General features: G+C 45.0%; 17 protein-coding genes. 15 read left to right on the forward strand and 2 right to left on the reverse strand.

The annotated features are described in order from the left end of the window. The 12 genes from IRB79_RS02465 to IRB79_RS02520 are packed head-to-tail and all read left to right on the forward strand — an operon-like array spanning position 1 to position 9,720. On the forward strand, positions 1-1,473 hold the full coding sequence (locus tag IRB79_RS02465) for an adenosylcobinamide amidohydrolase (protein ID WP_243506559.1): 1,473 nt from the start codon (positions 1-3) through the stop codon (positions 1,471-1,473). Next, entirely contained in the window at positions 1,470-2,435 is a 966-nt protein-coding gene (cbiB, locus tag IRB79_RS02470; protein ID WP_243506561.1) for an adenosylcobinamide-phosphate synthase CbiB, read from the forward strand. The genes IRB79_RS02465 and cbiB overlap by 4 nt, the downstream gene beginning before the upstream one ends. Further along, positions 2,410-3,486, forward strand: a complete 1,077-nt coding sequence (gene cobD, locus IRB79_RS02475; protein ID WP_243506562.1) for a threonine-phosphate decarboxylase CobD — start codon at positions 2,410-2,412, stop codon at positions 3,484-3,486. Before cbiB ends, cobD begins: the two co-directional genes overlap by 26 nt. Further along, entirely contained in the window at positions 3,468-4,043 is a 576-nt protein-coding gene (locus IRB79_RS02480) for a bifunctional adenosylcobinamide kinase/adenosylcobinamide-phosphate guanylyltransferase (protein ID WP_243506563.1), read from the forward strand. The genes cobD and IRB79_RS02480 overlap by 19 nt, the downstream gene beginning before the upstream one ends. Then, the gene (locus IRB79_RS02485; protein ID WP_243506564.1) at positions 4,040-5,563 is read left to right on the forward strand and encodes a cobyric acid synthase; all 1,524 of its coding nucleotides are present in this window, start codon (positions 4,040-4,042) and stop codon (positions 5,561-5,563) included. Before IRB79_RS02480 ends, IRB79_RS02485 begins: the two co-directional genes overlap by 4 nt. Next, on the forward strand, positions 5,550-6,341 hold the full coding sequence (gene cobS, locus IRB79_RS02490; protein ID WP_243506565.1) for an adenosylcobinamide-GDP ribazoletransferase: 792 nt from the start codon (positions 5,550-5,552) through the stop codon (positions 6,339-6,341). Before IRB79_RS02485 ends, cobS begins: the two co-directional genes overlap by 14 nt. Then, positions 6,299-6,916, forward strand: a complete 618-nt coding sequence (locus IRB79_RS02495) for a histidine phosphatase family protein (RefSeq protein ID WP_243506566.1) — start codon at positions 6,299-6,301, stop codon at positions 6,914-6,916. Before cobS ends, IRB79_RS02495 begins: the two co-directional genes overlap by 43 nt. Beyond that, on the forward strand, positions 6,868-7,293 hold the full coding sequence (locus IRB79_RS02500; protein ID WP_243506567.1) for a bifunctional adenosylcobinamide kinase/adenosylcobinamide-phosphate guanylyltransferase: 426 nt from the start codon (positions 6,868-6,870) through the stop codon (positions 7,291-7,293). Before IRB79_RS02495 ends, IRB79_RS02500 begins: the two co-directional genes overlap by 49 nt. A gap of 15 nt (positions 7,294-7,308) precedes the next feature. Continuing rightward, positions 7,309-7,896, forward strand: a complete 588-nt coding sequence (locus IRB79_RS02505) for a cob(I)yrinic acid a,c-diamide adenosyltransferase (protein ID WP_243506568.1) — start codon at positions 7,309-7,311, stop codon at positions 7,894-7,896. Further along, positions 7,893-8,387 carry an ECF transporter S component gene (locus tag IRB79_RS02510; RefSeq protein WP_243506570.1) on the forward strand — a complete coding sequence of 165 codons (495 nt, stop codon included), beginning with the start codon at positions 7,893-7,895 and terminating at the stop codon, positions 8,385-8,387. The genes IRB79_RS02505 and IRB79_RS02510 overlap by 4 nt, the downstream gene beginning before the upstream one ends. Beyond that, on the forward strand, positions 8,384-9,103 hold the full coding sequence (locus IRB79_RS02515; protein ID WP_243506571.1) for an ATP-binding protein: 720 nt from the start codon (positions 8,384-8,386) through the stop codon (positions 9,101-9,103). The genes IRB79_RS02510 and IRB79_RS02515 overlap by 4 nt, the downstream gene beginning before the upstream one ends. 8 nt (positions 9,104-9,111) lie before the next feature. Then, complete coding sequence (locus tag IRB79_RS02520; RefSeq protein ID WP_243506572.1) at positions 9,112-9,720, forward strand: histidine phosphatase family protein; 609 nt, start codon at positions 9,112-9,114, stop codon at positions 9,718-9,720. Positions 9,721-9,765: 45 nt separating this feature from the next. On the opposite strand, the gene IRB79_RS02525 is transcribed toward IRB79_RS02520, so the two are convergent. After that, positions 9,766-10,254, reverse strand: coding sequence for an 8-oxo-dGTP diphosphatase (locus tag IRB79_RS02525; protein ID WP_243506573.1), 489 nt, complete (start codon positions 10,252-10,254; stop codon positions 9,766-9,768). Positions 10,255-10,367: 113 nt separating this feature from the next. Between IRB79_RS02525 and IRB79_RS02530 the strand changes: the two genes are divergently transcribed. From IRB79_RS02530 to IRB79_RS02540, 3 genes are all read left to right on the forward strand, one after another. Then, positions 10,368-10,751, forward strand: coding sequence for a VOC family protein (locus tag IRB79_RS02530; protein WP_243506574.1), 384 nt, complete (start codon positions 10,368-10,370; stop codon positions 10,749-10,751). 226 nt (positions 10,752-10,977) lie between these two features. Continuing rightward, positions 10,978-12,444 (forward strand): SulP family inorganic anion transporter, encoded by a 1,467-nt coding sequence (locus IRB79_RS02535; protein ID WP_243506575.1) that lies wholly within the window; start codon positions 10,978-10,980, stop codon positions 12,442-12,444. Positions 12,445-12,519: 75 nt separating this feature from the next. Then, positions 12,520-12,939 (forward strand): universal stress protein, encoded by a 420-nt coding sequence (locus IRB79_RS02540; RefSeq protein ID WP_243506576.1) that lies wholly within the window; start codon positions 12,520-12,522, stop codon positions 12,937-12,939. A 248-nt stretch (positions 12,940-13,187) separates the two neighbouring features. Here the strand turns inward: IRB79_RS02540 and IRB79_RS02545 are convergent, their stop codons facing one another. Then, positions 13,188-14,378: a dicarboxylate/amino acid:cation symporter gene (locus IRB79_RS02545; RefSeq protein ID WP_243506577.1), complete on the reverse strand. Its 1,191-nt coding sequence runs from the start codon at positions 14,376-14,378 to the stop codon at positions 13,188-13,190. Positions 14,379-14,481: the final 103 nt, after the last annotated feature.

Genomic DNA, 14,481 nt, shown 5'->3' on the forward strand with positions numbered 1-14,481 from the left:
ATGCTAAGCGTTCAGCAAGTTACTGGCGGATATGCCGGTGCACCGGTTGTGAATAATATCAGTTTTGAAGTGGAAAAAGGGGAGCTTTTCGGAATATTGGGGCCGAATGGAAGCGGCAAGACCACGATTCTGAAAATGCTGAGCGGCATTCTGCCTCATAAGTCAGGAGATATACTGATCAAAGGAAAGAACCTTTCACAGTATACACCGAAAGAGCTTGCAAAAATTATTGCTGTTCTGCCGCAGCACTCCTCTCAGGCCTTTTCTTATACCGTAAAGGAAACGGTTTCCCTCGGCCGGTATGCCCATCAAAAGGGGTGGTTCCAGAGCTGGTCCAGCAAAGATGAAGAAGCGGTCAATCGGGTCATGGAGCAGACAGGCATTTCCCGTTTTCAGGATTATGATATTCAGCAATTATCCGGCGGTGAAAGACAGAGGGTGTTTTTAGCTCAGGCCCTTGCCCAGGAGCCGGAAATATTATTGCTGGATGAGCCGACTAACCATCTTGATTTATCTTATCAAAAAGAATTGCTTGATCTCCTTTCTGTATGGTCAAAGGACTGCGGGCTGACGGTCATTTCCATTTTTCATGATTTGAATTTGGCCGGCCTGTATTGTGACCGCCTATTGCTGCTGGAGAATGGCGAAGTCAATATTAACCACGTTCCCAATGAGGTTTTAAAAGAAGGCAGGATACGTGAGGTCTATAGGACGAAGATTGAGAAGCTTCCGCATCCAAGAGTCCCGGCCCCTCAGATGGTGTTGGTGCCCGAACGCTCTCAGGCGGAAAGCCAATCAGTGAATCGAATTGATCGATCCAGTCTTGAGGTAAAGGAAAACTTACTTGTCCTTCGCTCCCCATTTCCGCTGAAAACCATGTCATCAGGTGTAACCGGATCGGGCACCGGCTGGAATCGCATATTTCTTAACCGGCATGTGAGCAAGAATTATGATTGCAGTGATCATAGAGCAGAGATGGCGGATTTTGTCCGGGAGATCGGCTTTGAACCCGGGGAAACCGTGGGGATGATGACCGCTGTATATGTTGAGGATCATAGCAGCAAATTTTACGAAGAAGGAACCTTCTCTGTATATGTGGTCGTGACAGCAGGTGTCGGCAATGCTGTTGATGCCTCGAAAAGTGAAGCACATTCTTATCATCTGACTCCGGGTACAATCAATACATGGGTTTTCGTTAATGGCAATCTGACAGAGGAAGCCTTTATTCAATGCATTATGACTGCAACCGAGGCAAAGACAAGAGCCTTATATGATCAGAAAGTAAAGGATGCAGTCACAGGGACGATAGCGACCGGAACATCGACAGACAGCATTATGATTGCGGCCACACAGCAGGGAGAAAACCTGGAGTATGCGGGTACCATTACACCGCTTGGCAAAGTGATCGGAAAAGGTGTCTACGAATGTACTGTTGAGGCGATAAAAAAATCGCAAAGAAGGATAAAGAGATGATTTTATATCACCTGATCGCTTTAACCTTTGCCTGCATCATAGATAAGCTGATAGGAGACCCGCCAAACTGGCCGCATCCGGTCAGATGGATGGGAGCCCTGATACATAAACTTGAACAAGTTCTTAATAAAGGCCGCTTTAGAAAATTAAAAGGGATCATCATGCTATTTATAGTCCTGCTGGCAGCAGGAGGTATAACTTATTTAATCATATGGCTCTTCTATGAAATTCACCCGGTTGCCGGTATTCTGGCAGATGGGATTCTTATCTTCACAGCCATTGCACAAAAGAGTTTAAAAGACGCAGCACTGGAGGTCTATGAGCCTCTGGCAAAAGGAGATGTGGAAGAAGCAAGATTAAAGCTTTCATACATTGTCGGCAGGGATACAGATCGATTGGATGAGCCAGGCATTGTCAGGGCTGCCGTGGAGACAGTGGCTGAAAACACCAGTGATGGCATTACAGCTCCATTATTTTGGGCCATGATTGGCGGTGCTCCGCTGGCCCTTATCTACCGGGCCATTAATACATGCGATTCGATGGTTGGCCATAGAAATGATAGATATATGGATTTTGGATGGGCATCCGCCAAAGTGGATGATATCGCGAACTGGATCCCGAGCCGGCTGACATCGGTTTGCATCATGCTCACACAAAAGCCGGAACATTCTCCATATGAGGAAGCATGGGGAATCCTTTTAAGAGATGCACCAAAGCACCCGAGCCCAAATAGCGGCTGGGGCGAAGCAGCTGTTGCAGCCCTTCTGGGGGTTCAGCTGGGAGGAATCAATTTTTATAAGGGTGTAATCTCAAACCGTGCAACGATGGGAAAGCCAATGGTGCTGCTTGAAAAAGAACATATTATAAAAAGCATTTCGATCATGAACAAGACGGTTTTCTTATTCTTGCTTTTATTATGGACAGGAGGGGTGTTCCTTGATTTGGCCTTCACATGGATCTAATCCGCAATATTTATATGAAGCGATTGATAAGCAAATGCCTGAGGAGCGGATTGATTTCAGTGCCAATATCAATCCCCTTGGCCCTCCCCGCGAATTAAAAGAAAGGTGGGGAAGTCTATTCCAATATATTAGCGATTATCCGGATCCCCATTCTTCTCTATTAAAAAGCAAATTGGCGGATGCAGAGGGAATAAAAGAAACACAGATTCTGATAGGAAATGGAGGCGCAGAGCTAATCACCCTGATTGGCCGGATGATAGCCGGAAAAAGGGTGCTGATTATTCAGCCGGCTTTTTCGGAATATGAAGAGGCCTGCCGCGTTAATCATAGTACGGTGTCCTATCATCAGCTGGAGCCTGGAGACTGGGATCTGAATATGGAAGCGCTATCTGAAAAGCTAAAAGTCGCGGAGGTTGTTTTCTTCTGCAACCCGAATAACCCGACAGGTATTTTTTACCCATCTTCAATTGTGGGGAAATTGATTAAGAAGTGTCATATCCACAGCTGCCTGCTTATTATGGATGAAGCTTTTTATGACTTTGCCTGCGACTATCAATCTATTGTTCCTTTCATAGGAAAGGATTCGAATGTTGTGGTGCTGCGCTCCATGACAAAGATGTTTTCGATACCGGGCCTGCGCCTTGGATACATGATGGCAAGTGAGAGGTTAATTGAAAGAGCGGCTGCTCTGAAACCGCACTGGAGCGTGAATGCTCTTGCTTTAAAAGCAGGAGAATGGTGTCTGGACAGCAAAGAGCATGTCAGGCTGACAAAGAATTTGATCCGGCAGGAGAGAGAGAGGCTGGTTCAATTTTATCAGCAATTGGATTTTGAGGTTTCTCCTTCTTCCGTTAATTTCTATTTGTTAAGAGATCCGAAACTTGATGTGCAGCTGCCTCTCTTTCAATTTTTGCTTGAGAAAGGAATTATCCCAAGGCACACAATGAATTTCCCTGGCCTGGAAGGAAGATGGCTGCGCTTTGCGATTAAAGGGCCGAAAGACAATGATGTGCTGATGGAGGCGATGCAGGAATGGCGGAAGGATCGCTGATTTTTATCTCCGGTGGAGTACGGAGCGGAAAGAGCTCCTTTGCAGAAAGGACTGCTGCCGGGCTGGCAATAAAGACGGAAGGAAAGCTTCATTATATTGCTGCCGGAAAAGCATATGATTCCGAGATGGAGGCACGAATTCAGAGGCACCAAGATGACCGGGAAAAGAGCGGCTTGCACTGGACAACATGGGAACAGCCTTCCGCACTTGAAGAGATCTCAGGGAACTTTAACAATCAGGATATTATTCTTTTCGATTGCTTGACCACTCTCTTAAATAATGAGCTTTTTAGAGCGGAAGACGTTTGGCGGAACAGAGAATTCCAGGACAAGCTGTCATCTGATCTTCTCAGGGCCATTTCTGAAATTCGCCAAAGATGCAGGTTCTTGATCGTTGTCAGCAACGAAGTCTTAAATGTGCCAATTGGCGAAAATGAACTGGTGATTACCTATTCAAAAATACTTGGGACGCTTCACAGGAATATAGTAGAGATGGCAGACGAAGCCGTTCTTGTCGAAGCTGGCATTCCCATTCTAATGAAAGGAGAACCGGCATGAAAGGAATTATGATTCAGGGCACGTCATCTGACGCCGGGAAAAGCCTGATTGCTACGGCTCTTTGCCGGGCATTCTCCAATGAAGGTTTCCGCACGGCTCCTTTTAAATCCCAGAATATGTCCAATAATTCATACGTGACAAAGGATGGAAATGAAATCGGCAGGGCACAGGGCATTCAGGCTGAAGCGGCAAGAACTGAAGCTGCTGTCTGGATGAATCCCATTCTCCTTAAGCCTCAATCCGCTCAGAATGCGGAGGTCATTCTCCTTGGAAAAGCAGTCAATTCCCTATCTGGAAGAAGCTATCGGGAATCCTTTTATGAGAAAGGATTGGAAACAATCAGGGAGGCGCTGCAGCTGCTTGATGCTCAATACGAGCTGCTTGTGATAGAGGGAGCTGGCAGCCCTGTTGAAATTAATTTAAAAGATAAAGAGCTTGTTAATATGAAAGTCGCCGAAATGGCGGATGTGCCAGTCATCCTGGTTGCCGATATTGACAGGGGCGGTGTTTTTGCCAGCATTGTTGGAACCCTGGAGCTTTTCACCAAACTGGAAAGACAGCGGGTTGCGGGCATTATCATTAATAAATTCCGCGGAGATATCACGCTGTTTGAGGATGGCATCCGCTGGATCGAGGAAAGGACTGGCATCCCTGTCCTTGGGGTTCTTCCATACTTGGATGACCATATGATCGATGCAGAGGATTCCCTATCCATTCAGGCTGCTGTTCCAAGGGCTGGAGGAGGTATTCTGGATATTGCAGTGCTTCGGCCGCCATTTATTTCAAACTTCAGTGACATCGATCCGTTTTACTATGAAGATGACGTAAGCATTAGATGGGTAAGGCATCTATCGGAGGCTGGCTCGCCTGATGCGGTGATCATTCCCGGCACAAAGAGCACTATTCGCGATTTGCGCTATTTCAAGGAAAAAGGTCTGGCGGAATGGATTGTGCGCTATGCTGCCGATGGAGGTTCTATTGCCGGCATTTGCGGAGGATACCAGATGCTGGGCAGGAGATTAATCGATATGGCAGGTTCTGATACCGGGAATCCATATGAAAAGGAAAAAGGCTTGAATTTGATACCGGCAGATACCATTTTTCATGAACGCAAGAAGACCGTGCAGGTGAAGGGCAGTCTGCATTCAAGCACGAACCTTCCCGTAAAAGAAATTTTGGATGGATATGAAATCCATTTAGGTGAAACAGTTCTTGAAAATGATTTTGGTGGCAATCGCCTTCTGCTGCTTCAAAATGGCGAAGAAGATGGATTTTATGGGAATGAAGGCCGTCTGGTAGGGACGTATATGCACCACATCTTCCATAATGATGAATGGAGGGGTGCGTGGCTTAATTCCCTGCGCAAACAAAAAGGCATTCCAAGTAAGGAGCCTGTCCGAATAAAAGCCCTGAAGGATAGGAAATACAACGAACTGGCGGAAAATATGATACAGCATCTTGATTGGGAAAAATTAAAGGAAATTGTCTTTAGCTGGAGAAAACAGAATGAAATGGCTTAAAGGATTATTGATCAACCTTCAATTTTTTACAAGCATTCCCATTCCAATATCCCTGCCCATGGATAAGCCTCATTTGGAGAAGGCAATCAGAACCTTCCCTATAGCCGGCCTCATTCAGGGGAGCATATACGCATTTATTCTCTATGCTTTTCTTGAATGGACTCCTTTTTCACTCTTGGCTGCGGCCTTTGCCGTCTGGCTGGCCGGCATTTTGCTAACCGGCGGGATCCATCTTGATGGGTGGATGGATGCGAGCGATGCGTTCTTCTCCTATCGCGATCAGGAAAGGCGGCTGGAAATCATGAGTGATCCCCGGGTGGGGGCGTTCGGGGTGCTGTCCATCATTGTATTGCTGGGTACCCGTTTTCTATTTATCTATGAAATTGTCCTTTTATCAAATGCATATTCCTATTTTTTAATCGCATTGATTCCTTTTTTAAGCAAGATGATAATGGGGGTATTGCTGATAAAAGTTAAGGCAGCCAAAAAAGAGGGGCTGGGCTCATTATTTCAGCAGGCTGCTTCGAAAAGCACCTTATTTATTTACCCAATCTTCCTTCTGGCCGCCGCTGCAGCTGCCGGGCTGGCTGGTTACCCGGCTATTGTTGGATTTCTTTTCATGGTTCTTTTTTCAATATTGTTATTCGCATTCTTATCAAGGAAAGTCATTGCCTGGTTTGGCGGAATGACTGGGGATGTACTTGGGGCCAGTGTGGAAGGGACGGAGGTGCTATTATGGATGATACTGTGGCTGTTGCATTATTTCGTCATGGGCTGACAGAAGCCAATAAGTCCCATGCTTATCTGGGATGGACAGATTCCCCTTTGTGTCCCGAACATAGGGATAAGCTTGCCGCGGAGCCTCAAGACTATAGAAGAATTTTTGCAAGTGATTTAGGCAGATGCATGAAGACGGCAGCTATTCTTTTCCCTAATCATTCTATTGAATCATGTCCCGAATGGAGAGAAATGCATTTTGGTGAGTGGGAAGGCAGGACTTATCAAGAACTGAAAGATAAACCAGCTTATCAAAAATGGCTGGAAGATCCTTTCTCAGGAGTGCTGCCTGGAGGGGAATCCTTTTCAGCATTTACAGCAAGAGTGGATAAAGGGTGGCAGAATTTAACCGATCAATTGCTTCGGAAGGATATTCGTGATGCTGCCGTTATTACACACGGCGGGGTCATAAGGTATCTTCTGGGAAAGTATGCTCCGGAGAAAAAAGAATTCTGGGAATGGCAAGTTCCGTTTGGAAGAGGCTATGAGCTTAGATGGACACGGGAAGAGTTTAGGAGGGGCGAGAGATGCACTTCATTACAGGAGGCGCCTTTAACGGGAAATCCCGATGGGTGAAGGAATTTTATCAATTGGATGATACTCCTCATAAATGGATTTCAGCTTATCAAGGTGAGTTGGCCGGCGATTTGGATCAAAATCTAATCGTCTATGAGGGAATCGAGCTGATGATTCGGGAATGGTCACAAGCGCTGGAGTTTGAAGAGATTCGGGACAAGTGGCAGGAGATGCTGGCAAAATGGCAAAAGTGGGAAAAAACAGCTGTCAATCGAAAGCTCGTTTTAATCGGATCTGATATTTCAAAAGGCATTGTTCCAATGGAAGCAGCTGACCGAAAGTGGCGGGATGCGTCAGGCTGGGCCTTTCAGGATGCCGCTGCTGCTGCAGATAGAGTTGATTTGATTTGGTATGGCATTAGTCAAAAAATAAAATGAAATGGGGAATTGCTGATGAAACTTTATACACGAACTGGTGATGAGGGAAAAACAAGCATTATCGGAGGCAGGGTGGAAAAGGATGATGTAAGGGTTGAAGCATACGGAACAGTGGATGAAGTCAACTGTTTTGTCGGGCAGGCTATGACACAGCTGGATCCGTCCATTTTTCAGGATGTCCTGGAGGATCTGGAGAAGATCCAGCATGAGCTTTTTGACTGTGGCGGCGACCTTGCAAATGTTTCGAAAAAGCGGGAGCTGAAATTGTCGAAGGAATCTGTAGACTATTTGGAGACTACGATTGATAAATTGATTGAAGAAGCGCCAAAGCTTGAAAGGTTTATTCTGCCTGGGGGAGCACCTGCATCTGCATCCATTCATATTGCCAGGACAGTAACCCGGAGAGCGGAGCGGCTCGTGGTCTCACTAAAAAAAGCGGATCCGGAAACCTCTGCAGTGGCACTGAAATTCCTGAATCGTTTATCTGATTATTTCTTTGCCCTGGCAAGAGTGGTTAATTTCCGTCTTAACCAGAAAGATGTGGAGTATGTGCGCAGTGCCAATGTATTCCGTGAAGGAAAGCGCAAGGAGGATAAAGAATGAAAAGCAAGCGATTGGGCATGGCAGCCATGCTTGTTGCACTGACAGCAATCGGTGCAGCGATTAAAGTTCCGGCCATAATCGGAAGCGTGGCACTGGATGCATTTCCTGCTTTGCTTGCAGCCGTACTGCTTGGAGGCTATGGCGGTGCGGCCGTTGCGGCCATCGGGCATCTGCTGTCGGCGTTATTGGGCGGCATGCCTTTAGGGCCTCTTCATCTCCTGATTGCTGTTGAAATGGCACTGTTAGCCTTTATTTTCAGTTCATTGTATCAGAGAGGCCGGCACTGGCTGGCGGGAATTCTTTTTGTGTTAGGCAATGCCTTTGCAGCCCCGCTTCCATTTATCTTTTTAATGGGCCAGGCCTTTTACCTGGCAATTGTGCCTTCTCTTTTTATAGGCTCTGTGATAAATGCTGCTATTGCTTATATAGCTATTCCGAGACTCGCCAAGCTTGTGGGCCCGGCTATGACCAAAGCGGGTGCTGAGCAGTGAGGGATGTCTTAAGCTTTCCTTTTAATTCTGAAGAAATGATTGTGGTAGCCAGTGATAACAGCGGAGCAATCGGCGAGAAAGAACAGGATGCTGTCCAGGTTCCTTACGAGACCGTTTCGTATTATTCCTTCCGTGTCGCTGTCATGGAATGTTTGTCAGCAGGTGCTCAGCCATTTGCAGCTGCCCTTCAGAATTTCTGCGGTGATGATGCCTGGGATCAGCTTATACGGGGCATTAAGAAGGGGGCCGATGAATTAGGCCTTGCGGAACTGCAAATCACCGGCAGTACCGAAAGTAATTTTAACCTGCTTCAATCTGCTGTAGGGTTATCTGTACTTGGCAAAAGGCAGGGAAAGCTTCCTGCTGAGACCCTAACGTATACAGATGATACAAGGATAGGGGTTATCGGTTCCCCTTTGGTTGGCCAGGAGCTGATTGAGAGGGAGGCGGAGGCAGCACCCCTGAAGCTTTTTAAAATAATTAACTCCATTAAAGATATCGAGACGCTTCCTGTAGGTTCAAAAGGCATTCTGAACGAGCTGAACGGGCTGTTCTCCAATAGGAAGTTTGAGGTTAAGGACCTTGAATCAGAAGTGGACTTGGGGAAATCAGCAGGCCCATCCACTTGTTTTATAGCCATTTTTTCCGAAGCGAAATCGGAAGAAATCAGAAAATTGGCAGGAAGTTATTTTCATATACTGAAAAGAAAGGCATGAAAAAAGGGATGCTGACTTTATATATCATCCGGCACGGTGAAACGGAATGGAACAAAGAGAAAAGAATGCAGGGGCGCCTGGACTCTGATTTAACGGAGAAAGGCAGACGTGATGCGAAGCTGCTGGGGGAGAGAGTAAAGGATATAGAATTTAAGCGTATTATCTCTTCACCGAGCAAACGGACTTTACATACAGCACAGCTTGTAAGTGGAGCAAGGGAGATTCCGGTCGAGACAGATGAAAGGCTTATGGAAATAGATCTTGGTGATTGGCAGGGAAGAGTGGAAAGTGAAATAAGGGAGCTTTATCCGGCTGTGTTCGATGCTTATTGGAACCGGCCGGAGTCCTATGAAAGTGCAGGAGGAGAAAGCTTTTACGATGTGGCAAACCGCGTTGATTCCTTTCTGGAAGACCTGCAAAGTACCTCATCAGAAGGCAGTGTGCTGATTGTTACCCATGGAGTTGCTGTCAAAGCTCTTTATATGCTTTGCCGCAATGCTGCTGTCGAACGCATTTGGGACCCACCCTTCATTCATGGAACCAGCCTGACCATCCTGCAGATTGATCAGGATAATAAGGAATTCCTCTTAGAAGGATGCATGGCTCACTGCGAATAAGGCTCGCTAAAAACGAGCCTTATTATTTTTTATAAGGTTCCTTCATTATATCTTAGCAAAAACCCTCGTCTTGCTCGCTCCTTCTGTATTTTGCTCTTCATCCCAAACTGAATGGATCTCAAAAGTCCCTTCTTCGAAAAAAAGCGGCAGCTTTCTCTTGAACCAATCCTGCATGGGGAGGTCCATTGCATCTTGTCTTGAAACCCATTGCAATTCTCCTTCAGGAGGATCTGCAAGAAGGCTTCCTTCAAAGGAGTCTGCCAGATAATTAAATACCATGTAGCGGACATTCATCTGGGGGTTTACGTACTCATCCCAACCTTTAAAAATAATATTCCTGACATGCAACCCTGTCTCCTCAAGCACTTCGCGTTTTGCTGCGTCCGTAATGCTCTCGGGAAACTCTACTTTTCCGCCTGGTGCGAGATAGCCAGGGAAGCCTTTATAATCTGGCCGTTTTATGAGAAGGATCTGATCTCCGTCTGCAACCATGCACATCGTGTACATCTGATGTTCGATTTCTTTCCAGTTCATTGCTGCACCTCTATTAATAATGATTCCAAAGTTTATACATTCTTTTAAAAGGAGAAAATACCTCCTTTATTGAAATCATATCATGAATAGAAAACTCGAAGAGGTGAAAAAGAGTGGAATTGAAGATGGGGTATGTCATTTTATATGCGGAAAGCCTGGAAAGAACGAAGCATTTTTATGGTGAATTGCTGGGACTGAAGCTTATGAATGAATTTGGAACTTACATCGAGTATGATACAGGCAGCACCATTCTTTCCTTTAATACGAGAGAAGGCGGGCGGGAAGTCACCGGGCTTCCGATACCGGATGGATTGAGAAAGGAGCAGACATTTGAGCTTGGCTTTGTCACAGAAGAGGTAGAAGCTGCTGTTGATAAGCTAAAGTCTGCAGGAGTGCCTGTCCTGCTCGAGCCTGTTGAAAAGCCTTGGGGCCAGAAAGTGGCATATGTGGAAGATCCGGATGGACATTATATTGAGATTTGTTCGCCTATCGGTTAAAAAATGACTCTGCTCCAGGGTCATTTTTTTGTTGGGAATTATTTTTTTATATGCATAGTAATCTGTTGATTTCAAAAGAAAAACATAGATTTTAAGTGTTTTTAGCGCTTACATAAGAGTTTGTAAATATAAGTAAATGTGTTATGATTCTATATGTTTTTGTCGGCCCGACTTTGATGAGAGTTCAAAGTCATTACTATAAATCTACTAATAAAGAGGTGTTTATTTGAAAGTTTTATCAAAAAAAGAACAATGGTTTGGCAATGTTAAGGGTGACATCCTTGCTGGAATCGTAGTGGCATTGGCACTAATTCCAGAGGCGATTGCATTCTCGATTATTGCTGGTGTTGATCCAATGGTTGGATTGTATGCTTCTTTCTGTATTGCTGTAACCATTGCAATAGTTGGCGGAAGGCCTGGAATGATTTCTGCTGCAACCGGTGCGATGGCGTTACTAATGGTTACATTAGTAGCTGATCACGGACTGCAGTATTTATTTGCTGCGACCATTTTGACGGGAGTTCTGCAGATCTTATTTGGTGTGCTTAAGTTGGCCCGCTTTATGAAATTCATTCCGCGTGCGGTTATGATTGGGTTTGTTAACGCGCTGGCGATCTTGATTTTCATGGCGCAGCTTGAACAGTTTGTAGATGCTACATGGGTAATGTATGCAATGGTTGCCGGTGCATTGGCGATTATTTATATTTTCCCGAGATTCACTAAAGCAGTGCCATCTCCTCTGGTGGCTATTATTGTTATTACTATCATTGCCATCATGACAAAGAGTGATGTGCGTACAGTTGGCGATATGGGGGCCATCACATCAGCCCTCCCGGCATTCTTTATACCGGATGTTCCATTTAACCTTGAGACTCTGAAGATTATTTTCCCGTACTCTATTGCCCTTGCGATCGTGGGCTTGCTTGAATCTTTGCTGACTGCATCCATTGTTGATGACATGACCGATACGGCCAGTGATAAGAATATGGAAAGCCGCGGACAGGGAATTGCGAATATCATAGCAGGTTTATTCGGCGGAATGGCAGGCTGTGCCATGATTGGACAGTCCGTCATTAATGTGAAATCTGGCGGAAGAGGCAGACTGTCTGCTTTGACAGCCGGCACATTCCTTATGTTTCTGATTTTAGTATTAGGAAATATTGTCGTTCAAATACCGATGGCTGCATTAGTCGGTGTAATGATCATGGTATCGATCGGTACATTTGACTGGTCATCCATTAAGGGCCTTGCTAAGACTCCTGTCACAGATTCGATTGTTATGGTTGTAACGACTGTTACAACTGTTTTCACCCATGACCTATCCAAAGGAGTTTTCGCGGGGATCATTCTAAGTGCCATCTTCTTTGTGGCTAAAATTTCGAAAGTGCATGTTGCAGCACGAGTTGAAGGAGATAAGAAAATATACGCTGTAAGAGGCCAGGTTTTCTTTGCTTCTGTAGATGAACTTATAGCAGCATTCGACTTTAACGAAGAATTGAAAGAAGTTGAAATTGACTTTACACAGGCGCATGTCTGGGATGACTCAGGAGTCGCTGCCATCGATAAAATTGTATTAAAGCTTCGTGACAACGGTGTGCTGGTCCGCCTATCAGGATTAAACGCGCCAAGCTCGAACTTGATTGAGCGTTTGGCCGTCCACCGCAAACCTGGTGCGAAATTATCCGGCCATTAAAAAATACTGTAATTAATACCACAGTCAGCTTTGACTGTGGTATTTTTTTTATAAGAATAAGTTAGGGGTGAGGCTGTGTTTAAAAAGATACTGATTGCTGCAGATGGATCCGACCATTCCATTCGTGCAGCCGCTAAAGCCATTCAACTGGCTGAACAGAATCCTGATTCTGAAATAACCGTAGTGTATGCCGTTGATGGCCAGACCTCAAAAGAAGATATCCTTCACCATTTTGATAAGAGTATAGTGGACCAGGTGAGGAAAAAACGTTTAGAGCCAATAGAAAACTTATTAAAAGAAAAGGGCGTTTCATATGAAATAAAAATCCTGCAGGGAGAGCCTGGACCAGCCATTGTTGAGTTCGCCAACAAGATGGATTTTGATGTTGCTGTAGTAGGAAGCCGGGGTCTGAATACACTTCAGGAAATGGTGCTCGGAAGTGTTAGCCATAAAATAGCCAAACGTGTTAAAGCGCCTGTTTTGATTGTTAAGTAAAGTCCAGATATATACTTTTTCCTTTCCTGGTAATGTAAAGCTGATGCCGCGCCAAGTGACCGATAAATAAAAAAAGTGACCGATATCTAGTCCGTTCTGACCGATATATTTAGAATGTGACCGATAAAATATAAAACTGGCCGATAAACTAAAGTAAGTGACCGATATGACGGCTTAGTACAGCAAAATTCATAAAAACAGCACTTAAACCAAAAAAAGATGCCCCAACAGGGACATCTTTTTTTCAATTAGCCAGCTTTCACTGCAGATTGAGGCTGAAGCTTCTTATCTTTGCCGCTTGCCTTATCAGACAGCAACGTCAGAGCACCGTCACCTGTTACATTGCAAGCAGTTCCAAAGCTGTCCTGGGCAAGGTATAGGGCAATCATAAGCGCAAGCATAGTTTCGTTGAATCCGAGCATGCTTTCAAGCAGACCCAATGCGGCCATGACAGCTCCTCCAGGAACACCGGGAGCTGCAATCATCGTGATGCCAAGCATTAAAATGAAAGGCAGGATTTCTGCAAATGATGCCGTTTGACCCTGCAGCATCATCACGGCAATAGCACAGCTCACAATGGTGATCGTGCTACCGGAAAGATGAATCGTTGCCAGTAATGGAACAGAGAAATCCGCGACTTTTTCACGTGCACCAAGCTTTTTAACCTGCTTAAGCGTAACAGGAATGGTGGATGCGGATGATTGGGTTCCAAGTGCCGTAAAGTAGGCAGGCATCATATTTTTCATGAGTCTAAGCGGATTGGCTTTCATAAGGCTGCCGGCCGCTGAATATTGAAGCAGTAAAAATAAAAGATGAAGAGCAATAATCATGACAAATACTTTGGCAAATACAGAAATAATAGCGCCAACCTGTCCGCCTTGCGTCATATTGGCGAAAATCCCAAAGATATGGACAGGAAGCAATGGAATGATGACTTTTTCAATCAGTTTTTCAATAATATCACGGAAATCATTCATAGCATTTTGCAGAGTGTTTCCTTTGATCGCAGCCAAGCCAAGGCCTAGAGTGAATGAAATCAGCAGTGCCGTCATGACCCCCATTACAGGAGGCATGTCCACCTGGAAAAAGGGTGCAAGCAAAGCATCCTCAGGATTCTCAAACTCTTTGAAGCTTTGGTTTTTTAATAGAATAGGATATAACACCGTCGCAGAAAAATAGGCGACTAAACCAGCAGTGATCGTAGAAGCATAGGCAAAACCGGTTGTAATCCCAAGCAGTTTCCCTGCGCCTTTTCCCATACTCCCGATACCTGGAGCGATGAATCCAATAATAATTAATGGAATCGCAAAACCAAGAAAGTTTCCGAACAATCCATTAAAAGTAGCAAATAGCTGAATAAGCCATTCAGGAGAAAAAGAACCTAATAAAATACCTAATGCTATGGCTGCAATAATTCTGGGAAGCAAACCGAACTTCATTTTTATGTCCCCCTAAAAAATACAGTTGTTTTTGTTAGGAGGATTATATCCTGTTTTACGTTAAAAGTTAATAGATAAAGCTTTTGTTATAATAATAAAATAA

Source organism: Cytobacillus oceanisediminis (assembly GCF_022811925.1).
Taxonomy (GTDB): Bacteria; Bacillota; Bacilli; order Bacillales; family Cytobacillaceae; genus Cytobacillus; species Cytobacillus oceanisediminis_D.

Bases quoted from the DNA above. Each gene is read 5' to 3' on its own strand.
- IRB79_RS02520 (WP_243506572.1), top strand. From the start codon at position 9,112: ATGCTGACTTTATATATCATCCGGCACGGTGAAACGGAATGGAACAAA.
- IRB79_RS02485 (WP_243506564.1), top strand. From the start codon at position 4,040: ATGAAAGGAATTATGATTCAGGGCACGTCATCTGACGCCGGGAAAAGC.
- IRB79_RS02480 (WP_243506563.1), top strand. From the start codon at position 3,468: ATGGCGGAAGGATCGCTGATTTTTATCTCCGGTGGAGTACGGAGCGGA.
- cobS (WP_243506565.1), top strand. From the start codon at position 5,550: ATGAAATGGCTTAAAGGATTATTGATCAACCTTCAATTTTTTACAAGC.
- IRB79_RS02505 (WP_243506568.1), top strand. From the start codon at position 7,309: ATGAAACTTTATACACGAACTGGTGATGAGGGAAAAACAAGCATTATC.
- IRB79_RS02500 (WP_243506567.1), top strand. From the start codon at position 6,868: ATGCACTTCATTACAGGAGGCGCCTTTAACGGGAAATCCCGATGGGTG.
- IRB79_RS02465 (WP_243506559.1), top strand. From the start codon at position 1: ATGCTAAGCGTTCAGCAAGTTACTGGCGGATATGCCGGTGCACCGGTT.
- IRB79_RS02525 (WP_243506573.1), bottom strand. From the start codon at position 10,254: ATGAACTGGAAAGAAATCGAACATCAGATGTACACGATGTGCATGGTT.
- IRB79_RS02545 (WP_243506577.1), bottom strand. From the start codon at position 14,378: ATGAAGTTCGGTTTGCTTCCCAGAATTATTGCAGCCATAGCATTAGGT.
- IRB79_RS02510 (WP_243506570.1), top strand. From the start codon at position 7,893: ATGAAAAGCAAGCGATTGGGCATGGCAGCCATGCTTGTTGCACTGACA.
- IRB79_RS02495 (WP_243506566.1), top strand. From the start codon at position 6,299: ATGGATGATACTGTGGCTGTTGCATTATTTCGTCATGGGCTGACAGAA.
- cbiB (WP_243506561.1), top strand. From the start codon at position 1,470: ATGATTTTATATCACCTGATCGCTTTAACCTTTGCCTGCATCATAGAT.